General features: G+C 65.0%; 21 protein-coding genes and 2 pseudogenes. 10 read left to right on the top strand and 13 right to left on the bottom strand.

Going from position 1 to position 22,522, the window contains the following annotated elements:
- Positions 1-45: 45 nt before the first annotated feature.
- The gene (locus ACV7NQ_RS26405) at positions 46-3,786 is read right to left on the bottom strand and encodes a beta strand repeat-containing protein (RefSeq protein WP_463362091.1); all 3,741 of its coding nucleotides are present in this window, start codon (positions 3,784-3,786) and stop codon (positions 46-48) included.
- 344 nt (positions 3,787-4,130) lie between these two features.
- Positions 4,131-4,346 carry a DUF4158 domain-containing protein gene (locus tag ACV7NQ_RS26400; RefSeq protein ID WP_463362090.1) on the bottom strand — a complete coding sequence of 72 codons (216 nt, stop codon included), beginning with the start codon at positions 4,344-4,346 and terminating at the stop codon, positions 4,131-4,133.
- A gap of 301 nt (positions 4,347-4,647) precedes the next feature.
- Between ACV7NQ_RS26400 and ACV7NQ_RS26395 the strand changes: the two genes are divergently transcribed.
- The gene (locus ACV7NQ_RS26395; protein ID WP_463365822.1) at positions 4,648-5,406 is read left to right on the top strand and encodes an alpha/beta fold hydrolase; all 759 of its coding nucleotides are present in this window, start codon (positions 4,648-4,650) and stop codon (positions 5,404-5,406) included.
- 399 nt (positions 5,407-5,805) lie between these two features.
- Entirely contained in the window at positions 5,806-6,231 is a 426-nt protein-coding gene (locus tag ACV7NQ_RS26390) for a tautomerase family protein (RefSeq protein ID WP_463362089.1), read from the top strand.
- Here the strand turns inward: ACV7NQ_RS26390 and ACV7NQ_RS26385 are convergent.
- Positions 6,179-7,174 carry a LysR family transcriptional regulator gene (locus tag ACV7NQ_RS26385; RefSeq protein ID WP_463362088.1) on the bottom strand — a complete coding sequence of 332 codons (996 nt, stop codon included), beginning with the start codon at positions 7,172-7,174 and terminating at the stop codon, positions 6,179-6,181. The two genes, ACV7NQ_RS26390 and ACV7NQ_RS26385, sit on opposite strands and share 53 nt — an antisense overlap.
- A 99-nt stretch (positions 7,175-7,273) precedes the next feature.
- On the opposite strand from ACV7NQ_RS26385, the gene ACV7NQ_RS26380 reads away from it, so the two are divergent.
- The gene (locus ACV7NQ_RS26380) at positions 7,274-7,903 is read left to right on the top strand and encodes a carboxymuconolactone decarboxylase family protein (RefSeq protein ID WP_463362087.1); all 630 of its coding nucleotides are present in this window, start codon (positions 7,274-7,276) and stop codon (positions 7,901-7,903) included.
- A gap of 66 nt (positions 7,904-7,969) precedes the next feature.
- Here the strand turns inward: ACV7NQ_RS26380 and ACV7NQ_RS26375 are convergent, their stop codons facing one another.
- Both ACV7NQ_RS26375 and ACV7NQ_RS26370 read right to left on the bottom strand, forming a co-directional pair.
- On the bottom strand, positions 7,970-8,896 hold the full coding sequence (locus ACV7NQ_RS26375) for an aldo/keto reductase (protein ID WP_463362086.1): 927 nt from the start codon (positions 8,894-8,896) through the stop codon (positions 7,970-7,972).
- 171 nt (positions 8,897-9,067) lie between these two features.
- Positions 9,068-9,310, bottom strand: coding sequence for a hypothetical protein (locus ACV7NQ_RS26370; RefSeq protein WP_463362085.1), 243 nt, complete (start codon positions 9,308-9,310; stop codon positions 9,068-9,070).
- 195 nt (positions 9,311-9,505) lie between these two features.
- On the opposite strand from ACV7NQ_RS26370, the gene ACV7NQ_RS26365 reads away from it, so the two are divergent.
- The 6 genes from ACV7NQ_RS26365 to helR all read left to right on the top strand — a co-directional run bounded on the left by ACV7NQ_RS26365 (position 9,506) and on the right by helR (position 16,425).
- On the top strand, positions 9,506-10,987 hold the full coding sequence (locus tag ACV7NQ_RS26365) for an AAA family ATPase (protein WP_463362084.1): 1,482 nt from the start codon (positions 9,506-9,508) through the stop codon (positions 10,985-10,987).
- A gap of 40 nt (positions 10,988-11,027) precedes the next feature.
- The gene (locus ACV7NQ_RS26360; RefSeq protein WP_463362083.1) at positions 11,028-11,219 is read left to right on the top strand and encodes a DUF6228 family protein; all 192 of its coding nucleotides are present in this window, start codon (positions 11,028-11,030) and stop codon (positions 11,217-11,219) included.
- 247 nt (positions 11,220-11,466) lie between these two features.
- Complete coding sequence (locus ACV7NQ_RS26355) at positions 11,467-12,900, top strand: ATP-binding protein (protein ID WP_463362082.1); 1,434 nt, start codon at positions 11,467-11,469, stop codon at positions 12,898-12,900.
- A gap of 332 nt (positions 12,901-13,232) precedes the next feature.
- Positions 13,233-13,754, top strand: a complete 522-nt coding sequence (locus tag ACV7NQ_RS26350; protein WP_463362081.1) for a hypothetical protein — start codon at positions 13,233-13,235, stop codon at positions 13,752-13,754.
- Between the two features lie 288 nt (positions 13,755-14,042).
- Positions 14,043-14,276 carry a hypothetical protein gene (locus ACV7NQ_RS26345; RefSeq protein WP_463362080.1) on the top strand — a complete coding sequence of 78 codons (234 nt, stop codon included), beginning with the start codon at positions 14,043-14,045 and terminating at the stop codon, positions 14,274-14,276.
- The gene (gene helR / locus ACV7NQ_RS26340; protein WP_463362079.1) at positions 14,233-16,425 is read left to right on the top strand and encodes an RNA polymerase recycling motor ATPase HelR; all 2,193 of its coding nucleotides are present in this window, start codon (positions 14,233-14,235) and stop codon (positions 16,423-16,425) included. The genes ACV7NQ_RS26345 and helR overlap by 44 nt, the downstream gene beginning before the upstream one ends.
- A 230-nt stretch (positions 16,426-16,655) precedes the next feature.
- On the opposite strand, the gene ACV7NQ_RS26335 is transcribed toward helR, so the two are convergent.
- From ACV7NQ_RS26335 to ACV7NQ_RS26305, 7 genes are all read right to left on the bottom strand, one after another.
- Positions 16,656-17,711, bottom strand: a complete 1,056-nt coding sequence (locus ACV7NQ_RS26335; RefSeq protein ID WP_463365821.1) for an RDD family protein — start codon at positions 17,709-17,711, stop codon at positions 16,656-16,658.
- Positions 17,712-17,851: 140 nt separating this feature from the next.
- The gene (locus ACV7NQ_RS26330; protein ID WP_463362078.1) at positions 17,852-18,352 is read right to left on the bottom strand and encodes a hypothetical protein; all 501 of its coding nucleotides are present in this window, start codon (positions 18,350-18,352) and stop codon (positions 17,852-17,854) included.
- 160 nt (positions 18,353-18,512) lie between these two features.
- A complete protein-coding gene (locus ACV7NQ_RS26325) occupies positions 18,513-19,823 on the bottom strand; it encodes a WXG100 family type VII secretion target (protein ID WP_463362077.1) in 1,311 nt (436 codons plus the stop codon).
- A complete protein-coding gene (locus ACV7NQ_RS26320; RefSeq protein ID WP_463362076.1) occupies positions 19,820-20,167 on the bottom strand; it encodes a hypothetical protein in 348 nt (115 codons plus the stop codon). The genes ACV7NQ_RS26325 and ACV7NQ_RS26320 overlap by 4 nt, the downstream gene beginning before the upstream one ends.
- A 14-nt stretch (positions 20,168-20,181) precedes the next feature.
- The gene (locus ACV7NQ_RS26315) at positions 20,182-20,703 is read right to left on the bottom strand and encodes an ESX secretion-associated protein EspG (RefSeq protein WP_463362075.1); all 522 of its coding nucleotides are present in this window, start codon (positions 20,701-20,703) and stop codon (positions 20,182-20,184) included.
- Positions 20,704-20,788: 85 nt separating this feature from the next.
- The gene (locus tag ACV7NQ_RS26310) at positions 20,789-21,151 is read right to left on the bottom strand and encodes a hypothetical protein (RefSeq protein WP_463362074.1); all 363 of its coding nucleotides are present in this window, start codon (positions 21,149-21,151) and stop codon (positions 20,789-20,791) included.
- Between the two features lie 248 nt (positions 21,152-21,399).
- On the bottom strand, positions 21,400-21,534 hold the full coding sequence (locus ACV7NQ_RS26305) for a hypothetical protein (RefSeq protein WP_463362073.1): 135 nt from the start codon (positions 21,532-21,534) through the stop codon (positions 21,400-21,402).
- A 332-nt stretch (positions 21,535-21,866) separates the two neighbouring features.
- On the opposite strand from ACV7NQ_RS26305, the pseudogene ACV7NQ_RS26300 reads away from it, so the two are divergent.
- A pseudogene (locus ACV7NQ_RS26300) lies at positions 21,867-22,181 on the top strand (NAD(P)/FAD-dependent oxidoreductase); the annotation flags it as partial.
- A 6-nt stretch (positions 22,182-22,187) separates the two neighbouring features.
- On the opposite strand, the pseudogene ACV7NQ_RS26295 reads toward ACV7NQ_RS26300, so the two are convergent.
- Positions 22,188-22,451, bottom strand: a pseudogene (locus tag ACV7NQ_RS26295) (NAD(P)-binding protein); the annotation flags it as partial.
- Positions 22,452-22,522 lie beyond the last annotated feature (71 nt).

The following is a 22,522-nucleotide window of genomic DNA, read 5'->3' as shown; positions in this document are numbered from 1 at the left end:
CTGGGCCGTCGGCAATAGCTCGCCGACGGCCCAGTCCATCAGTTATCAGACTCCCGGAGCCGGAACATAGGTGTAGGGGACGCCGTTGCTGGTTCCGCCGGGAGTGGTGATGGTGACCAGCACTGTCCCGGTCCCAGCGGGGCTGGTGGCCAGGGTCTGCGTATCGGAGAGGCCCGTGAACGGAGCCGGTGTGGTACCGAAAGTCACATCAGTGGTCCACGCCAGGTCCGTTCCGGTGAGCAGCACCGACTGCCCGCCTGCTTCAGGCCCACTGTTCGGAACCACGGTGGTCAGGGTCGGAACCGGAAGATAGGTGAAGAAGACACCGTTACTGGTTCCACCCGGCGTGGTGGCGGTAATCTGCACTAGCCCGGTCCCAGCCGGGCTGACGGCCGTGATCTGGGTATTCGAGTCGATGGTGAACGAAGCCGCCGGTGTGGCGCCGAAAGTCACCGCAGTGGTTCCGGCCAGATCTGTTCCGGTGATCACGACCGTTGTCCCACCGGCCTCGGGTCCCAGATCCGGGACGCCTGTGATCAAAGCAGGCACGGCGACGTAGGTGTAGGCGACACCGTTACTGGTTCCACCCGCAGTGGTGACAGTCACCTGAACCGTCCCGGCGGACCCAGCCGGGGAGACGGCGGTGATCTGCGTTGCGGAGTCGACAGTGAACGACGTCGCCGGTGTCCCACCGAAGGTGACCGCGGTGGCTCCCATTAGTCCTGTTCCGGTGAGCACGACCGTGGTTCCACCGGCCACCGGTCCCGTGCTCGGGACGATTGCGGTGAGGGTGGGCACCGCGATGTAGGTGAACGCGACGCCGTTGCTGGTTCCGCCCGCGGTGGTGACGGTCACCTGCACCGTCCCTGCCGACCCGGCTGGGGTGAGGACGGTGATCTGGGTGTCGGAGTTGACGGTGAACAAGGTCGCCGATGTGGCGCCGAAGATGACCGCGGTGGCTCCGGTCAGACCTGTCCCGGTGATCACCACCACCGTCCCACCGCTTACCGGCCCTGAACTGGGAACGATGGCGGTCAAGACAGGCACCGCGGCATAGGTGTAGGCGACACCGTTACTGGTTCCACCCGCAGTGGTGACGGTCACCTGAACCGTCCCGGCGGACCCAGCCGGGGAGACGGCGGTGATCTGCGTTGCGGAGTCGACAGTGAACGACGTCGCCGGTGTCCCACCGAAATTCACCGCCGTCGCACCCGTCAGGTTCGTCCCGGTCAGCACGACCGTGGTTCCGCCAGCCACCGGTCCGGCGCTCGGGACGATTGCGGTGAGGGTGGGCACCGCGATGTAGGTGAACGCGACGCCGTTGCTGGTTCCGCCCGCGGTGGTGACGGTCACCTGCACCGTCCCTGCCGACCCGGCTGGGGTGAGGACGGTGATCTGGGTGTCGGAGTTGACGGTGAACAAGGTCGCCGATGTGGCGCCGAAGATGACCGCGGTGGCTCCGGTCAGACCTGTCCCGGTGATCACCACCACCGTCCCACCGCTTACCGGCCCTGAACTGGGAACGATGGCGGTCAAGACAGGCACCGCGGCATAGGTGTAGGCGACACCGTTACTGGTTCCACCCGCAGTGGTGACGGTCACCTGAACCGTCCCGGCGGACCCAGCCGGGGAGACGGCGGTGATCTGCGTTGCGGAGTCGACAGTGAACGACGTCGCCGGTGTCCCACCGAAGGTGACCGCGGTGGCTCCCATTAGTCCTGTTCCGGTGAGCACGACCGTGGTTCCACCGGCCACCGGTCCCGTGCTCGGGACGATTGCGGCGAGGGTGGGCACCGCGACGTAGGTGAACGCGACACCGTTGCTGGTTCCGCCCGCGGTGGTGACGGTCACCTGCACCGTCCCGGCCGACCCGGCAGGGGCGACGGCCGTGATCTGGGTTGCGGAGTTGACGGTGAACGAGGTTGCCGGTGTCCCACCGAAACTCACCGCCGTCGCACCCGTCAGGTTCGTCCCGGTCAGCACGACCGTCGTCCCACCGGTCACCGGCCCCACGTTCGGCACCACCGTGATGAGGGTGGGCACCGCCACATACGTGTAGGCGACACCGTTACTCGTTCCACCTGCGGTGGTGACCGTGATCAGCACCGTCCCTGCCGACCCCGCTGGGACGACGGCGGTTATCTGGGTGGCGGAGTTGACGGTGAACGAGGCCGCCGGTGTGCCACCGAAACTGACCGCCGTCGCACCCGTCAGGTTCGTCCCGGTCAGCACGACCGTCGTCCCGCCGGCCACCGGCCCCACGTTCGGCACCACCGTCGTGAGGGTGGGCACCGCGACGTAGGTGAACGCGACACCGTTACTCGTTCCACCCGCAGTGGTGACAGTCACCTGCACCGTCCCGGCGGACCCGGCCGGGGAGACGGCCGTGATCTGCATTGCGGAGTTGACGGTGAACGAGGTTGCCGGTGTCCCACCGAAACTCACCGCCGTCGCACCCGTCAGGTTCGTCCCGGTCAGCACGACCGTCGTCCCGCCGGCCACCGGCCCCACGTTCGGCACCACCGTCGTGAGGGTGGGCACCGCGACGTAGGTGAACGCGACACCGTTACTCGTTCCACCCGCAGTGGTGACAGTCACCTGAACCGTCCCGGCCGACCCGGCCGGGGAGACGGCCGTGATCTGCATTGCGGAGTTGACGGTGAACGAGGTTGCCGGTGTCCCACCGAAACTGACCGCCGTCGCACCCGTCAGGTTCGTCCCGGTCAGCACGACCGTCGTCCCGCCGGCCACCGGCCCCACGTTCGGCACCACCGTCGTGAGGGTGGGCACCGCGACGTAGGTGAACGCGACACCGTTACTCGTTCCACCCGCAGTGGTGACAGTCACCTGCACCGTGCCGGCCGAATGGGCTGGGGCGACAGCTGTGATCTGGGTGGCGGAGTTGACGGTGAACGAGGTTGCCGGTGTCCCACCGAAACTCACCGCCGTCGCACCCGTCAGGTTCGTCCCGGTCAGCACGACCGTCGTCCCACCGGTCACCGCTCCTGAAGCGGGTGTGATGCTGGTCAGAGTGGGCACCGCGGCATAGGTATACGCGACACCGTTACTGGTTCCCCCCGAGCCGGTGACGGTGACCTGCACCGTGCCAGCCGAATGGGCTGGGGCGACAGCTGTGATCTGGGTGGCGGAGTTGACGGTGAATGTTGTTGCGGTCGTGCCGAACCGGACTGTCAACGGGCCGGTGAATCCGGTGCCGGTGATCGTGAGGTTGTTCCCGCCCGCGGTGGGTCCGGAGGTCGGGGAGATGGAGGTGATGGTCGGAACGACGACATAGGTGTAGGTAACCGGGTTGCTGGTGCCACCCGGTCCGGTGACGGTGACAGACACGATCCCGGTTCCCGCCGGGCTGACGGCGGTGATCTGGGTGTCGGAGTTGACCATGAACGAGGTCGCCGGTGTGGCACCGAAATTGACGGCGGTGACTCCGGTCAGGCCCGATCCGGTCAGCGTGACCGGAGTCCCGCCCGTGGTGGGTCCTTGGCTGGGGCTGACGCTACTCAAAGCCGGAACCGTGAGATAGGTGTAGGGCAGCGGGTTGCTCGTGCCGTCCAGGTTTGCGGTGACGGTGACGTTCACCGTGCCAGTTCCAGGCGGGGCGATGGCCGTGATCTGGGTATCGGAGTCGATGGTGAATGTCGTTGCCGTCGTAGCGAACCGGACAGTCAATGGACCGACACCGCTGAACCCGGAGCCGGTGATGATTACAGAGTTGAAACCCGCTGCAGGGCCGAAAGAGGGTGTCAGCGAGGTGATAACAGGTGGCATTTTCCTGCCTTCTAACCAGTGATCAGTGGAAAAGGGTTCTCCCGCAGCAGCACAGTCCTGGTCGTGACACCGCTCATACTCAGTAACCCTCCAGCGGCGGCACTTTGGCAATACATCCCCCGGTCCGTTTTCGTCCGGTCTTTGTCCGTTTTCAGGTTCGGCCGGTAGCTATTGGGGGTTGATACGGTAGGCGGCTCGATCCGCTCGGCACGCAAGTGCGCCAGAAGGCGTGCACGGACCTGGTCGGCCGAACCTTTCGCTCTGGGTGACATACGCGACCAGCAGTCCGCGACAGCGTCCGCGTCGGCGATGCTGCACTCAAGAAATCCCAGCGAACCGCGAATCTAATTGCGGTGGAACCTATTCGTACGACCAGACCACTCGTAGAAGGCGATCTCGGTCCGTGTGACGCCGATTTGACGCGCCACGTACTCCACGGCATTGTCCGGGACCTCGCCGCGACCACGAGGGAACCGGCCATGCTCGGTATAGAACCGAAGCATCAAAGCTAACCCGAGCTTCGTCGCACCACGCTTGCCCCGCAACGAGTTCCAGCTCATTCCCAACCAGCGTCCAACAATCGATCAGCTCGTCCTCATCCAACTCCTGAGCCACGGCCGGAAGCTACACCGCACACAGCAGGCGCACACCAGAAATGTTCGTTTGCCGCTTCGGCTCTGCTGCCCGCGCCGCAGCGGTAGGTCCCCAGCTGGTGCTGGAGCTCGACGCACGAACCTGCCGTCCTCGGTATGACCGGACCCCACTCGAGGGCGGGCCGACATCGGCTGCCCCGGTCGAGGCCGCGTTGTCGCGACGCCCCCTGCGCGGTAGCTTGCGGGGATGGAGATCCGAGTGGGCCAAATGGTGGTCCACTACGTGGAGCACGGGACCGGTCGCCCCGTGCTGGTACTCCACGGCGCCGGCGTCGACCACCGCGAGGCTGAGGCCTGCTTCGAGCTGGTTTTCGACGGCGTTGCGGGGCTGCGGCGGATCTATCCTGACCTCCCTGGAATGGGCCGGACAATCGCTCCCGAAACGCTACGCAGCGCCGACGACGTCCTCGACACGCTGCTCAACTTCGCCGACGAGGTCATTGGCGGGACCGCGCTTCTCCTCATCGGTCACTCGGCGGGCGCGTACTACGCGCAGGCGATGGCCGCGAGACGCCCGGCGCAGGTCGCTGGTCTGGCGCTCGTCTGTCCATTGTTGCCAGGACTGCGCGACGTCCCAGAGCACCGCGTCGTCGCCGGATCGGGTGAGATCGGTGACGACGTCTTCCGGAGCTACTTCGTGATCCAAACCCCGGAGATGCTCGAACGGTACGAACGTTACCTCGCCCCAGCGGCCGCGCTCGTCGACCAGGCAGCGCTCGAGCGAATCGGCGAACGGTGGGCGCTCACCCCCGATCACGCGCCGGCTTACGCGGGTCCGACAGTGGTCGTGGCGGGGCGGCTGGACTCGACGGTCGGGTATGCCGCCGCTACCGACCTCGTCGACCACTACCCCCACGCCTCGCTCGCCGTGGTCGACGACGCGGGACACGCCCTACCCCACGAGCAACCGGAACTCCTGCGCGCCCTCCTCGCTGAGTGGCTCGCGCGCGTCGAACGCTCGAGCTGACCCGAAACAGGCTCGGCCCAGATCAGCATGGTTGCCGGGTTGAGCGCGGGTGGAATGTAGGGCCAGCACCGTCGGCGACCGGTCCAGGTCTGACCCCCGCGGTAGGCGATGGTGTGCAGTGATGGGGATGTCAGGATGGCGAGCGAGTGCCGAATCTCGTTGCGCGTGAATCCGATCCGGTCGGCTGTTGCTGGATGTTGCGCTTGCTGGTCGAACAGGATCCGGAGTTCGAAGGCGCGTGGCAAGTGCTCGACGCATGCTGTCGATGCCGACCGGGCTGCGCATGCGATTTTGGCATGTGGGCCATTCCAAACATTCGTTGGACGCATGCGCCTGCACGCGCTTAGCTCGAGGTGTAGTCGGCTCAATCGGTCGACACGTGAATGCGAGGAGTGCTGCATGCCTATGACCAAGATCTATATGAGAGAGGGAAGTTCGCCCGAGCATCGGCGGGCGATCTCCGACTCGATTCATCGATCGCTCGTCGACGTACTCGGAATTCCGGACGACGATAAGTACCACGTCTTCCACGAACTCGAGGCCGACAACCTCATCACCGCGCCGATTGCGTTCGGTCTGGAGCGTCGTCCGGAGGCAATATTCATCCAGACGTATTTCGGGGCGCGACCCGTCGAGCAGTTGCGGCAACTCTACCGCTCCTTGGTGACCAACCTCGCCGAGCGTCCCGGCCTGGAAAGCAGGGACATCTACATCAACGTCGTGGAGTCACCGTCGGCGAACTGGTGGGCGGACGGTCGGAGGCTCGACCCGGTCACGGGATTCGACGAGCGGATCGCACGCGACAAGCTGCCGACAAACCCTTAAGGGGAGCGCTCGGGCGGCTTGCGAGGGTGATCAGCCCGAAGGGAGACGCCCTGCCGCCTCTCGCAGGCAGTCGGCGAACTCGGTCACCGCATTGGTTGGAGCGCCCGGAAGCCGTGCGAGCAGGACGCGGCGGGAGATGGGCACGCCATCGGAGACGTGGAACCAACCGCACTGTGTCGGGCACCAGACCGATGAGGTACGGAGGTAGCGTCGTGACGCCCCATCCCGTCGCGACCAGGGCCAACTTCGACAGCCAGTCCCGCGCTTGATGCCCGATCGTCGGTCGGTGCGGCAGCGCGGGCCAGACCCCCAGCCCCGGTTCGCTCGGCGTCTCCGGGCTCGAGATCCACGTCGCTCGCTGCAACTCGGCAAGAGTCACCGAGCCGTCGCGGCCGAGGTCACCGAGCGCGGGCACCGCGACCAGCAGGTCGCCTTCGAGCAGGATGTCGAGTTCGAAAGGCGGGTCCTGGTCATCGGGAGCAGCGTAAGGAGGTCGGGACGAGATGATCGCAAAGTCCAGCGTTGCGGCGCGCACGCTCCGGGTGAGGGCCGGGGTCGAGCCCTCTCGGGTGATGATCTCGACGTCGGGACGGCGTTGTCGCATCAGAGCGAGCGCCTCGGGAACGAGCGCCGCTCCTACGCTCGTGAAGACGCCGAGGCGCACAGTGCCGCCATTCGGGTCGGCCCCGTGCAAGACGCGTGCGGCCAGGTCGACTTGATCGAGTGCCGCCGAAGCATGCCGCAGAAGTGTCATGCCGGCCGCGGTGAGCCGAACTCCGCCGACCCGCCGCTCGAAGAGTTGGGCATCCACAGCGCGCTCCAACCCGGCCATCTGCCGTGATACGGCGGACTGCGTGTAACCGAGCGCCACTGCGGCCGCGGTGAAAGACCCGGTCTCCGCGATCGCACGCAGCAGCCGCAGCGAGGTCGACGACCACTCCATGACGAAACAACATATCAAGCCTTCCGATCCATCGCTTTCGGCATGGGTCGGTCAGATCGTCCGGTCGCTGAACGACCGCAAATCCACGAATGGAGAGCAATGCAAACATCAGCTGAGGGCAGCCTCGATCGGCTCGGCGGCCGACTATCGTTGCTCGCACCGGCCGACCTCGACGGGGCGCAGTATCAGGTGTACGAAGCGCTGACGCGGATGGTCGTACCGGAAGCCGCGGAAAGCGGGTTCACCGCGCAACTCGACGACGGGCGGTTCGTCGGCCCGTTCAACGCGCTGCTCCGCGTTCCGAACATCGCGGCGGGACTCGGCCAGTGGACGAGCCAGATCACCAGTTCCGGAATCGCCGCCGACGTCCGTCAGGTCGTGATCCTGACCGTCGGCGCGGCCTGGTCTGCCGAGTACGAGATCGATGCGCACAGATCGGCTGCCCGCGTTGCAGGAGTTCCGGATGGCGCAATCGAAGCCATCATTCAGCGAAGGGCCCCACACGGATTGACCGCCGAGGCGGACGTGGCCCATCGGCTGACCGCAGGCCTGCTCGCCGATCACGTCGTACCCGATGAGCTGTACCTCGAGGCGACCGCGACCTTCGGCGAGGCCGGAGTGATCGCGATCCTGTGCCTCATCGGCCAGTACCAGACGATCTCCGCGATCCTCGTCTGCTTCGAGGTACCCGTGCCCGAGCGCGTCGACGCAACAGCCCAAGCCGAGTAAGAGCAGCACATTGCATGGCACCGGCTCGAACCCGTGGACGCGTCGGGCCTTCTCGCAGGGTGTCGCTCACGCCGATTGCGTGGTGGCCGACAGCCGGTCGATCTCAGCGGGTGTCAGCGTCATCGTGGCGGCAGGCAGGATCTGCTCGAGCTGCTCTGTGGTGCGTGCGCTGGCGATCGGGGCGACGACCCGAGGGCGGGCGAGCAGCCAGGCGAGCGCGACGGCGGCCACCGTGGTGTCGTGGGACGCGGCGATCTCGTCGAGCGCCGCGAGCACCGCCGCACCACCGTGGTCGAGGTACGCGCGCGCGCCCTCGGCGCGCTGGGACTCGACGACGTCGCTGCCCGGCCGGTACTTGCCGGTCAAGAAGCCCTTCGCCAGCGCGTAGTAGGGCAGCACGGCGAGGTCCCAGGCGTCGGTGACGGGCAGCAGCGTGCGCTCGAAGTCCCGTTCGACGAGGTTGTAGTGCGGCTGCAGGACGGTGAACTCGGCGAGCCCGTGTTTGCGCTGGAACTCGAGGGCGGCGGTGAGCCGTTCCGGCGTGTAATTGGAGGCACCGAGGTGGCGGACCGTGCCTGCTTGGACGAGCGCGTCGAAGGCGCGCAGCGTTTCCTCCAGCGGCGTCTCTTCGTCGTCGAAGTGCGCGTAGTAGAGGTCGATGCGGTCGGTCTGCAGGCGTTCGAGCGAGGCGTGTGCCTCATGCTTGATCGTCTCCGCGCGCAGGTTGCGGAGCGGTCCGCGGCCGCCGCCGACCTTCGTGGCCACGACGATCTGGTCGTGGTTGCCCCGGTCGGCCATCCAGCGCCCGATGATCGTCTCGGAGCGGCCGTGCTCGATCAGGTAGGAGTTCGAGGTGTCGATGAAGTTGCCGCCCTTTCCGGTGTACGCGTCGAGGACGGCGCGGGACTCCGGCTCGTCGGCGGTCCACCCGAACACGTTGCCGCCGAGGCAGATGGGAAAGACGTCGAGGTCAGTACGTCCAAGAGAAGCCATGTCATCAGACGCTAGCCGTTGCCGGCTGCCACCGCGTCCCGGCTGACGGGCGGCCAGGGGTTCCGGGTAGCTGGAAGGATAGACGGGCGCTGCTGTCGGCGCTGGCCGACGCGGATGTCGCGTGGGCGGCCCACACCGAACAGTTCGGCGACGATTGCGATCCAGGCGCAATCACTGCGGTGGCAGCTCGCACCACGGCGGCTGGACACCCCGCGCCGCAGCCGCCGACCCGACCAGAGCGACGACCTGATCCGGCTCATCGACTCCTTCCCCCAGGACGAACAACCCGGCCGAATGAGCGCTGCCCGCGTGCGCGAATCGCTTGGACTGTCGTGAGACTCCGGCATCGGTGGGATTGACACACCTCGAGTCCTCGCTGCGCCGGTGGTCGAGGCGCACCCCGGCTACCGTCAATCAACCACCACCGGTATTCCTTCATCACCGTTATGCCTCGAGCGGGCAAATACTTTCGACGCCTCGATCCGGCCGACGCGAGCCACGCGGCCGACTCCGCTTCGCAGGTGGGCATACCGCCCGCATACGCAAATTATGGTAAATGGATATACTATCATTGGCAGTAAATCAAACTATGTTTATTGCGAGGTGAAGATGGAGAAGCCGCCGACCATCGTCGGGCGCGACCGGCAGTGGCGCGCCGTGGAACGGTTCCTGTTCGACGGCGGCATCGCCAGTCCGCTGCGAATCGGGCTGGTTTCGGGACGGCGGCGAACCGGCAAGACACAACTGCTGTCGACAGTGTGCCGGGAGGTCGGTGGCCTGTACACCGTCTGCGTCCAAGACGAAGGCGATCGCGCTGCGCGCGCGCGATTCGCCGGTAATCTCGCCGAACATGCCGGACTACCCGCGTCGGCGTTGGGCACACCGGAATCCTGGGAACGGCTGCTGCGTGCCGCGTTGGAAACTGCGACCCGCACCGCGACCAGCGGCAATCCCCCGCTGGTGGTCATCGATGAGTTCCCCTACGCGACAGCCCACGCACCGCAGCTGCCTTCGCTGATCCAGCACCTGTACGACGCCTCCCAGAACGGGAAGGGGCCGGGTGGTCGAATGATCCTCTGCGGCTCGGCGCTCAGCGTGATGCACGAACTACTTTCCGGCGCAAAGCCTTTGCGTGGCCGGGTGATGATGGATCTGCGGCTGCCCGCCTTGGACTACCGGGAGGCGGCTGGGCTCTGGGGCATCGACGACCCGGATATCGCCTTCCACGTCCATGCCACCGTCGGCGGCATCCCCGGATATCGCTCGCTCATCACCGGCACCCCCGGATCGATCGAGGACTTCGACGAGTGGGTCATCGACAACTTGCTCACCACCGATATCGGCGTCTTCACCCACACCGAAGTCGACTATCTGCTGCGCGAAGATCCCCGGATCAATAGCCGCGCGCTGTATTTCGACATCCTCAGCGCGGTTGCTTCCGGCGCGAGCACACCAAGCAAGATCGGTGCCATGCTCGGCCGCGACAGCAACTCCGTGCGCTATCCGCTCGGTGTGCTCGAGTCGGCGGGCTACCTGACCCGGAACCAGGACATGTTGCGCGCCCGCAAACCGACGATCACGGTGTCGGATCCGGTCATCCGCTTCGACCGGTTGATCACCGCACCCCATCTCGGACAACTCGAGTTCGGCCGCGCTCGCCAGGTATGGCAAAGCGCGGCACCGACATTTCGATCCAACATCCTCGGCACCCACTTCGAAGAACTTGCCCGAGACTGGATCCTCCGCTTCGCACCCGACGAACTCGACCGTCCCGCTGGATTCGGCGATGTCGGATTCGCGACCGTCCAAGACAACCCGGGTCGGGCGAAACACGAGATCGATGTGCTCGCCATGGACGGCCGCCGCGTAACCGTGATCGGTGAAGCGAAAGCCACTCTCGACCGACGTGGACTGCCCGACCTCGACCGGCTCGACCGAATAAAGCAGCTACTGACCGATCTCGGCCACAACACAACCGATACCGTGCTTGTCCTGTTCACCACCACCGGCTTCACCCTCGACCTCGAAAAGGCCGCAACCGGTCGATCCGACGTCGAGCTCGTCGACCTCGAACGTCTCTACAACGTATGAGCGACAGTCGATTTCGCGGCTTCATGCACAGAATATCCACGTGTGCCGTGCGGCAGGTGGGCACGTCCAGTTGGCGTGGACGCTGCGGCCGTGGGGCCGTTCGACCACTGGTTGCTGGACAGCCACGATTCGGACCGATGTCGAGGCGGGTGAGCAGATGCGCGGCCTTGCGGCGGCTCTGCACCGTTTCCTTGATCCGGACGGCCCACCGCTTTCCGAGGACGTCGACTGATGGTCTGTGGCCGCGCCGATGTCACGTAAATTGTTGCAGCGCAATATAGATCACACAGTGCTGGCTGGCGTGGCGGCGGGATGCGGGACGGCCACCGCGTGATGATGCCCGGTTTATGTGGAACGCAAGCAATGCGCGGTAGCTGTGGGCACGGCATAGGCGTTGGCGGAGCCTAGCCCCACCCATAGGCACAGCAAACTAAGATTGCACCATAGTAAGATAGAATCTCACCTTCGAGGAGACGGCTATGGAATTCACCGGGAGAGCCACCGACCTCGACCTGCTCGCTCGTCAGCTGACCTCGGTCATCGACGGCACCGGCAGCACCCGGGGGCGTGCGGTCATCGTGACCGGTCGCCGACGCGTCGGGAAATCACGGCTCGTCCAGGAGTTCTGCGATCGGTCGAACCGCGCCTACGTGGTCTTCCAGGCGACCCGCGGCCGCAATCCGATCGCCGAGCGCGAGGATTTCACCGCAACAATCGCTCAGTCCAGCCTCGGTGGCGGAGAGCTGATCAGCGGGTTTCAGGCCGGCGACTGGAATCAAGCCCTGCGATCCCTCGCGATCGCCATACCAGAAGACACGCCCTGTATCGCGGTCATCGACGAGGTGCCGTGGCTGGTCGAACAAGATCCGGAGTTCGAAGGCGCGTTGCAGACGGTGTGGGATCGCCACCTCTGCGCCAAACCAGTCCTTCTCGTGCTGGTCGGCAGCGACATCTCGGTCATGGAGGCCCTTGGATCCCGCGATCGGCCGTTCTTCGGGCGCGCGACAAAAATGACCGTCGAACCGCTGCATCCGGCCGACGTGCAATCCATGACCGGCCTCAGCGCAGCCGACAGCATCGACGCCCAGTTGATCACCGGCGGGTTCCCGGAGATCGTCCAGTCGTGGCGCCCGGGAATGAGCCGAACGGACTTCCTTCGCGACGCAGCGGCCAACCCGCTGGCTCCGCTGCTGGTGGCAGGCGAGCTGTCGCTACTGGGCGAGTTCCCGGAGGGGATGCGAGCGCGCGCAGTCCTGGAAGCCATCGGCAGTGGAGAACGAACCTTCAGCACCATCGCCGCACAAGCCGGTGGAGCGAACGCACTCCCCGCAGGGACCCTCAATCCGCTGCTGAACATGTTGCGGAACAAGCGAATCGTCGACAGCGATCTACCGCTGTCCACGAAACCCGACACCAAGAACAAACGCTACCGAATCGCCGACTCCTACCTCCGGTTCTGGCTGGCCTTCCTCCAGCGCGGCATTCCGCTCATCGAACGCGGCCGCGGCGATCTCGCGCTGACCCGGATCGAACGCTCGTGGACCACCTGGCGCGGACGTGCCATCGAACCATTGATCCGCGAATCCCTGCTGCGTCTGCTGCCCAACGATCGATGGCCCGAAACCGAGACCGTCGGCGGATGGTGGAACCGACAGAACAATCCCGAAATCGACCTGATCGGCGCCGACCGCGAACCCGTCGCCAGCGCAATACATTTCGTCGGTTCCATCAAGTGGCTCGAAGACCGTCCCTTCGACCACCACGACTACGACACCCTCGCCCGCTCCCTGCTCGCAGTACCCGGCACCGATCACAACACCGCACTGGTAGCCGTCTCCCGATCCGGCGTTGCCGACAATCTGCCACTCGCAATGCATTGGGGCCCGGACGATCTCGTCCGAGCATGGCTGTGATGAGCGCCGCTCATCAACGCGCTCGACGGTCGGCTGTAGGTGATTACGTAATCGTTTGACTCATTCGGTACGGACCACCAGCCGCATCACGCCCGGCGGCATCGCGCAGCGATCGGCGGTGGATCTGCTGGCTGCGGCAGACGTTTGGCGGGACCAGCGCTCCCGTTGGTGGGAGGTGGGGTGAGGATCGTGGCTGGAACATTGCGAGAGGCACACCGGGGCAGCTGAATTCGTGTGCGACGCGGTGCGGAGGGCTGGATGGACCATGCGGTTGACATGTTGACCTGTCATACCTCGAGTGGCTTCGGCTGTGCGGTGAGGGTGGGTCTGGAGTGAGTGTGCGTCCCGGTGGGCTGTTCGCCGGATATCGGCTGGGGCGGTTGCTCGGTGCAGGCGGGATGGGTGCGGTGTATTCAAGGGTTCGCAAGGCGGCGGGGATCGGGGTGTACTACGAGTTTCTGGAACTGCGGCACAAGCCCGACATCCACGCTGCGACCGGGTTCGTCGTCGAGTCGCCGCTGGACGAGGTCAACCGGCCCCGCGGCGGCTCGCACAGTCGGCTGCAAATCCCACCGGCGCCGCATGAAGTTGCCCGGCTGTTCGATGGTTGGCAGGACGAACTGGCCGCCGTCCGCAAATACGCGCCGACGGCGCGCAATTACACCGCCTGCCGTCTGGTCAGCCTGATCGGGCCGCGTGTGTCGGAGCTATGCCTGCTGCGAATGGGCGATATCCGTTGGGAGCTGGGCCGGTTCGGCAAGATCCTATTGCGAGGCAAGGGTTCTCGCGGTCGCGGCAAGAAGGAACGGCTCATGCCATTGATCAACGGAACGCATGACCTGCTGGACTGGTAGGTCCACGGACCGCGCTGGGAGTACGACGACCTCGTCAACGACCCGATGGCACATTCCCATCCGAGCGCCGCAACGCCGACGGGTAGCAGCAAATCCGTCACCACCGATGCCGTGCGCGACGGGCTCGCCGAGGCGGTGGCCACTCATCTACCTACCCATGAAGAAGAAACCCACTCCTTCCACTTTCAACATATAGCGCACCGGGGGGCTTGCGGCAAGACCCCGGTCGTGCCGCAGAATTACCGGCCGAAGCCAAGACCTGCGGAAATGGGGGGGTACGAAGTGCGTGTGTCGTTGTCGACGTATGGGTCGCGCGGGGACGTCTGGTGGGAACCGCAGTGCAGTTGCCTGGCACTCGGCGCGGAGGTGCGGGTGTGCGCGCCTGCGACCTTCGAGTCCCTGTCGGCCGCGCTCGCAACGGCCCTGACCCCCGAGACCCGCACACGAGCGACGGCGGTGGCCGGCACGATCCGCACCGATGGGGCGACGGTGGCCGCGAAACAAATCATGGATTGGAGCTGACGACTTGACCCCTGTGACTACCAGCGCGTTCGACCTTCCTGCCCACCTCTCCCCCAAGGCCGATCCGACGCTGATCGCCGACGACGAGGAGCACTTCGCGGCCATCGCGAAGAGCCTCGAGCAGTCCATCGCCGACCTGTCCAACCGCCTCGATTCTGCGCGCAAGGCTCCCGTCCGCTTAGGTCAGGAGGTGCTGGAGCGGGATATGCTGGTCCACCAGCTGTCGGCTCAGCTGCGCGCTCTGCGTCGCTTCGGCTTGGACCTGTGCCTCGGACGCATCGTCAGCGCAGACAACCCCGAGCCCGTGTACGTCGGACGACTCGGCCTCATGGACCCCTCGGGTAATCAGTTGCTTATCGACTGGCGCTCCCCCGCGGCTGAGCCGTTCTTCGGAGCGACCCACGCAAAACCGATGGGCCTGGCCAGCCGCCGCCGGTATCGCTGGACCCGTGGCCGGATCAGCGACTACTGGGACGAGGTCTTCACTGCGGACGGGTTGCAAAGTAACGCCGCACTCGACGACCAGTCCGCCTTCATCGCCAGCCTGGGCAGCAACCGGTCGCCCCGGATGAGAGACGTGCTCGGCACCATCCAGGCCGACCAGGACGCCATCATCCGCGCGGGATCCAGCGGCGCTCTCGTCGTCGACGGCGGTCCGGGTACAGGCAAGACCGTCGTCGCTCTGCACCGCGCCGCGTACCTGCTCTACTCCGACCCCCGACTCCGTCACGGCGTGCTGTTCGTCGGTCCGCACGAGCCCTACCTGGCCTACGTCGCCGACGTCCTTCCCAGCCTCGGAGAGGAGGGCGTACAACTCTGCACCCTCCGGGACCTCGTCACCGAAGGAGCCGAGGCACCGATCGAAGCAGACCCGGACGTGGCACGCCTCAAGTCGTCCGCGGATCTGGTGAAGGCCATCGAAGCCGCCGTCAGGTTCTACGAGCAGCCACCCACCAAGGCGATGACGGTCGCGACCGACTGGTCCGACATCCGGCTCACCCCCGACGACTGGGCCGAGGCGTTCGAAGCACCGGAACCCGGTACACCGCACAACGAAGCGCGCGAGCAGATCTGGGAGCTGTTGCTGACGATCCTGATGGACAAGTACGACGGTGACGTTCCGGCCGCCCAACTTCGGCAATCGCTGCTGCAGAACGAGGAATTGCGCACGACCCTCGACAACGCGTGGACGCTGGTCGAAGCGGCCGACCTGGTCGCAGACCTGTGGTCGGTACCCGCCTACCTGCGCAAGTGCGCTCCCTGGCTCAGCCCCGACGACGTTCGGAAGCTGCAGCGCGCGGACGCCCAGAGTTGGACGGTGTCCGACCTGCCGCTCCTGGACGCAGCACGGCAGCGGCTCGGCGACCCGGAGGCGTCGCGACGTCAGCGCCGGCACAACGCCACCCTCGCCGCCGAACGCGAGCGCATGTCCAGCGTCATCGACGACCTGATCGCCTCCAACGACTATGCCGACGGCGAAGGCCTCATGACGCAGCTGCGACACCAGGACCTGCAGGAGATGCTCGTCGACGAGGCCGTACTGCCGAGCACCGACCCGGACCTGCTCGCCGGCCCCTTCGCCCACATCGTCGTCGACGAGGCTCAGGAACTGACCGACGCACAGTGGCAGATGTTACTGCTGCGCTGCCCGTCCCGCAGCTTCACCATCGTCGGGGACCGAGCCCAGGCGCGTCACGGGTTTACGGAGTCATGGCGGGAACGGCTCGAGCGGGTCGGCCTCGATCGGATCGAGATTGCCTCGCTGAGCATCAACTACCGGACGCCGGAAGAGGTCATGACGGAAGCTGAGCCGGTCATCCGGGCTGCGCTGCCGGACGCCAACGTGCCGACCTCCATCCGCAGCAGCGGCATCCCTGTCGTACACGGATCCGCTTCGGATCTGGACTCGATCCTCGACACCTGGTTCGCTTCGCACTCCGACGGGATCGCCTGCGTCATAGGAGATCCGACGTTCCGGGCGACGTCCCGCGTCCGGTCGCTGACCCCTGAGCTATCGAAGGGGCTCGAGTTCGACCTGGTCGTCCTCGTCGACCCGGGGTCGTTCGGCGAGGGCATCGAAGGAGCGGTCGATCGCTATGTCGCTATGACCCGAGCGACCCAGCAACTCGTCATCCTCACGAGCTCCTGACGGTCACGCGGCTACCGGCCGTGCGGGCTCCCCGCAACGTCTTGCCGTCCAAGGCCACCGCGACCCACTCGCCGTCTCCGGCCTTTCATCGTCCTCGCGTCGCTCGCCCGTGCCCGCCCAACATTCCAAACGTGGTGTCGCTCACCTATTTACGCAGCTCACGGCGCGAAAATCCGACGACGCCGGAGCCCTCCCTGATTACCGACTGAGCGATCCATCTCGGGCGCCTGTCATCGGACCGCCGCACCTTCGGTGTCTGTTGTTCTATCTCGCAGCAGATCTCGGCGTCGCACAGCGGGCAGAAAGTAATCTTCGGGCCGGTCCGGGCCGGGAACGTCGGACATGGTGACGAGTGCAGGCGGGAGTGCCACGACCATGTACAGATCGACCAACCACACCGCCAACAGTCTTCCGAACGAAGGATGTTCACCGTTGTCGGGGCGAATGACGCACAATCCGAACATCGCCTTGCCGAGGGTTGTGTGGAAGATCGATTGACCAATCACGCGATTGATTGCGGACGCCGCCAGCCAGCAGCCGATCAAGGCGACGATGTTCACTCCGAAGTGCTTCCAGTCCAACCGTAGGACGGCGTCCGTGGAAAACTCGGGGCTGACCGCGATCGCCGCACCGATCCCAATGCTCGAGTGCATGATCCAATCAACTGCGAAGGCGCAGATCCGCCGAAGGATGCGCGGTGACGGATAGCGGGCATCTTCCTTCGTTCCGTGTCGTGCAGGTTTCCCTACCTGATCCCCGGCAGGCTTCATCATGAGCTGACCACGAACCCGCGTTAGATGGTAATCGTGGGCCACGCGCGCCGATTCGTCTCGATTGTCCCGGTCGCTCGGGTTGTCCGTCCGGAACGTCAAGCGAGGTGGTTGCCGAGATTTGGCGAAATAGGCGTATCGGAGGTCGCCTCCGCCTGGCCTGGAGATCACCCCGTATTTCGCTGGATCGCCGGCAAACCAAATCTCTGATGACTTGTGGTTGACCAGCTTCCCGATGTCTTTCGGCCAAGTGCTCAGAATGAGGGCAGATACTGGCCGGCGATTCTGATCGAGCAGTTCTACCCATTCGTGGCGTCCTGTGGTTATGTAATTTATGGGCCAAGAAGTCCACGGGTATCGCGCGAGTGCTCTTCTCCTTCTCCGGTTGATCCAGAGCAGCACTCCGCCGAAGAGCAGGCCTACCGTCATACCGGCTACGGCAAGATTGCCGCCGATCGAGATCAGTGCCGATAGTTTCTTATCCTCGACGCGATCGCGAATGTCTATCGATACCACACTCAACGGCAAGCACAGTAAGCCGAAAAGCAGGAGAGACCAGCGTGCAAACCTTCCCTTCCGTGCCGCTGCCTTGGTTGCTGGACAGGATATTGCCGGCGGCGGTGTTGCGACTCTTCCGTAGGACATGACCACCTTGCTCACAGGTCCAAAGAAGACGCTGCACCGGATCGCCGAGGCGTAGTCGTGAACTCGATGGATGCGGCCATTGCGGCAATCATCGGGAGATACTCATCTCCGTACTCGATGGATGCTGTGGAGAATTCGATCACCGCGATCGTGGAACCATCCGGTGAAGAGGCAACAGCCTCCAGTTGGTAGACCGAATGCTCAGAATCGGAGGAATCCTGCCCTGGAAGTTCAGGTGCCGGGAGAGCGCGTATTCGGTCGAGAAGCAGCAACGGTCGACCTGATATCTCGACGAGTTCGGCGTTCTTGAACGTCTCACCGGCAGCGCGCCTTCCGCTCAGCACCTCGCCCAGCGTCAGGCGCGGATTCCTCCGCTCGCCATACTCGTTCAGGGAGATGATGAGTGTCGACGAGATCGGACCGCCATCCGATGACAGATGTTTGCCGAGACCGCAGTACACAGCGTTGAGCTGAGCGAGGCGCGTCAGCATGACTCGCAGCGCCTGCAGCACCGCAGCTGCCGCGGAACTCACCGTTCCCGGGCCGATCCGAACGAACAATGATTCCGCCTGCGCTATCGAATCATCGATATCGTCGAGCGGAAGAGCTATGTATCCATTCGGAATATCGACAGCGATCGACACGTCCACCGATGCTTCGGTCGTCGACATCTCAGTTATCTCCGATCATCGACCCGATGGGATTCAGGATGGAGCTCACGACCTTACCCGATCGGGAAAATAGATCTATCGCCTCGGCTGTGGATACCGGTGCGGCGTGCGGCCCGGCTACTCCGGTGAGTTGGAGTACGCTGCGAGTCGCGTCGTTCATGTGTAGAGCTTCGACAACGTTCGGCACACCAGGGATCTTGGCAGTGCCGTTGACTATTCCGGCAGCAATCTTCGAACTCAATGTAGATTCGTGTGTTACGGCGTTGTAGGCGGTTCCACCGATTCGCTCGAGGGCACCCAACGATTGAGCAGCATGAGCGCCGTCTGCAATGGCCTCCCCGCCTCGGAAGAGTGCCCACCCAACCTTCCCTGTCGCGATGCCCGCACCGCCTACGGGAGCTAGACCCAATGAATCGAGACCGACGCGCTTCCAAGCATCGAGTTCGCCGTTCTTCAGGCCCTCTCGTATTTCTGGATCGGAGAAATCCAGTGCGAGAAGGCCCGCAGTGGCAGTCGCTGCTACCGCGAAACCGATGATGTCGAACGGAGGGGGCGTCACAAGAGCGACCAGCCCGCCGATTGCAGCAACAATCGAAAGCGTCTGATGGACCCCTTCTCTGTGTTCGTCGATCCACTTGCCCACTGCCTCGACCGCGTCGGCGATCCGGTCCCAGATGCTCTTGTCCGGCGGGCTCGGAGCGAAATCCTTTGCGGCAGCGTCCAACTCGCTGGCAGTGCCACGGGCAACACGGTCGTGCGCACCCTCGAGGTCGCGTGCCCGCTGGATGATGGAGTCCAGTTTTCCCTGCCAGTCGCTTACCGCAGTGCTGGCTGCTCGGACTTGTGCGACGGCGGCGTCGAGACGCGTCTGCGCGGCCTGCAACTGCGCTGGGTCGGAGAACTGCATGTTCGCCAGACTCAAGTCCGGATTGGACTGGGCTCGTTTGAAAGTCGCGATAGCTTCGGTGTGCTGGCCCCTCGCGTCGGCGGCTTCGGTTTCCAGACCTTTGGCGGTGTCCTGGAAGCTGACGAGGTTCGTGTGCCACCCCTCGAGCAGCCCGACGGCACGTTTCAGCGAGTTCTGCGCGTAGCCGAGGTCTTGTGCCAGCGTGGCGTCGAAGCCCGACCGGAAAGCATCTCCGGCGTCGCCCTTCCAGACATCGTCGTTACTGTTGCGCAGTCGGCTCAGCAACGCATTGGTTTCCTCGACTGCGTCTGCCGCCGCGCTGATCTGTGCACGCAGCCCCGCCACGTCGGCCGGCGCTCCGGGCACCGGGTTGAAACCCAGGTTGGGGTATGGGTTCTCGGTCATGCTTCGTCCTGGGCAGTGGTCGGTTGGTGTGGCGTCTGCCCGTCGAGAACACCCCTGGCCCGCTCCAGGACCCTCGCGAACGCGTCGTCGGCCTGCTGATAGGCGTCATGGCATTTCGCGACACCGTCCGCGGTCACCTTGGCGGCCTCGCCGATCCGCTCGATACCGAAACGCCAGCGGCGTTGGAAGCTGTCGGCTGCGTCGTTCAGTACCTTCGTCCCGATGTCGCCGTGACCGTCTCGGGCCATTGCCTTCGTCGCATCGTTCAGTACCTGCTCGGCGCCCCGCAACGACTGGACCGTCTTGCCCAGCACGTCGATATCCACCTGAAGAAAACCTGGCAAGTCAACGCACTCCTTCACGCGAGGTCATGTATCAGTATTGGACGCACCGACTGCGACATCGGTTCCATCGGGGCGGGCATTTGGCTGGCCAGGTCCTGCGGAGCGGTGGGCCGGACGGTGACGTGCCTGCCGCGGACCTCGAGGTAGCGGCCGTCGTCGGTGATGTCGTGCCACTGCAGCACATTCCACGGTGCGGTGAGTTTGTTGACGGGACCGGTGAACAGCAGGGCGGAGCCCCCGCCATCCGCGGTACGGCCCAGCAGGCGTTGGTAGCGTTCCCGCGGGGTGTTGCGGGCAATGCTCCCGCGGTAGCCGTCGGCTGCGCTCCGCAGGTCACCCGGGTGGATGCTTGCTGGTTGCTGGCTGCCGGGAGGGTAGGCCGGTAGGGAGCTGGTCAGGCGCGCGGGAAGGTGTTCCGGGCGGAACAGGCGGTTGGCGAAGCGGCTGGTGAAGCGGAGTGGATCGGGGAACCGGTCGTTCGCGCCACTGAACCAGAGCGTCGCGAAATCGTCAGGGTCCCAAGTCCATTCAGCCATTGAGAGATTCCAATCGGTCGTACTGCGCGTCCAGGACGGCTGGACGGCGTGCGGCCCGAGCTTGCCGGGGCCAGTTGATGTTGGTTCAGGCGGTCAACATCGACAAGCGGAGCAGGGCCCGTCGCCACGCCGACCGGGACTGCGGATCATCCGGTACGTCGGTGACACCGGACTCCGCTGGGGCGTCGTCACCTTCGATCTCGGTGAGGGTGCGGTCGGCGCGTGAGCCCTGGCGGTGCGAGTCCGCGCAGGAATCTGCCCGCGCCCTCGCCGATCTCCCCGACCGATGGCGTGCCGTCGCGAAGCCGCGGGCGAATTCCGCAGACGAATCGGTACTCGCCGCATTACTGGACACACCGATCTTCGATGCGGACACGGCGCAGAAGATCACCGGCACCACCGAAGCCAGCGTGTACCGGGCCCTCGGCGGGTTGACAGAAGTTGGCATCCTGGAGGTGCTGTCCGAGAACAAACGCAATCGAATCTGGGCGGCATCGGACGTATTGGCCGAGCTCGACGCTCTCAGTGCCGCCACTCGACGCTCTCAGTGCCGCCATCGGAAAACGAACCACGCAGATTCGGTAGTTGGTATCAGATCTGGTCGACGCGGAACTGGTTGAATCCCCCTGGGTTGGTGTTCACCGTGACGAGCCGCATGGATCTCCCTCCCTCCCAGCTCGATCCGCCGCTGGCTCATCAGTACGGCCACAGTTCCTTCACCGGCGTCGGCGTCGGCACCGGGCGGGCGAGCTGTTCGATATCGGACCACCGGCACTCGCCGTTCTCCACGCGAACGGCGAACGCGCGGAGTTCGGGTGATGCTATCGGCATGTCGGGTCCTCGCCGATCGTGGAGACACGATTCTCAACCCTGAACTCACCCCCGCCCTTGCCGCGCGGGAGATTTCAATGTTCGCCGACTGGGCCAGTGCCCGGCCGTTCCACGCGGCGCTGACCGATCGCAGCGTGAATCTCGGTGTCTTCCAAGGAACACCCATCGTCCCGGTCATCGTCCCAGGCGCGATCCGCGCAGGCTACGTCTCTTCGACCTTGCTCCAGAACGGCATCTACGCAGCGCCCCCCGCGGGCCAAGACCGCCTTCGCTTCTTCATCACCTCGGAATACACGCAGGAGCAACTGGCGAAAACCGTGGATCTACTACAGATCCGCGAACTCACCGAAAACAGTGTGATCCTCGACGACGGCGCCGAGTTGCCCGCCGAACTCGTCGTGTACGCAACGGGATACGGCTCGATGAACGGCTGGGCCGCCGACCTCATCGGCCAGGACGTCGCAGACAAGGTCGGCAAATGCTGGGGCCTAGGCTCGGACACGACCAAGGATCCCGGCCCGTGGGAGGGCGAGCAGCGCAACATGTGGAAGCCCACCCGGCAGCCGGGACTGTGGTTCCACGGCGGCAACCTGCACCAGTCCCGGCACTACTCGCTGTATCTGGCGCTGCAGCTGAAGGTGCGGTAGGAGGGCATAGGGAACCTCCATCACCCGGGTGTACATCTCCAGCCAGTCGCCGATCTTGTCCTTCGGCGCGAATACCGGCCAGTTGTCCGGAAACGGCAGATACGGCAGGTGGTCGTACCAGACCAGGTCGTGCAGGCACAGCGACTTGTATCGTTTGCGCCACTGGTCGCCCGGCCGGTCGTGCTTGTCCACCACGATCGCGGGCACGCCGAGCTGGCGCATCCGGGCACCGAGCGCGATACCACCTTGGCCGCCACCGACGATCACCAGCCGCGCCGACGACCTCGGGTTCCGCGAGGGCGCGGTCTGTGCCCGTCGGAAACAAACAACAAAGGACTCCT

It is taken from the genome of Nocardia sp. Tas62D01, from assembly GCF_055232035.1.
The sequence above is the reverse complement of the archived record's forward strand: the minus strand, read 5'-3'. Positions and strand labels throughout refer to the sequence as shown.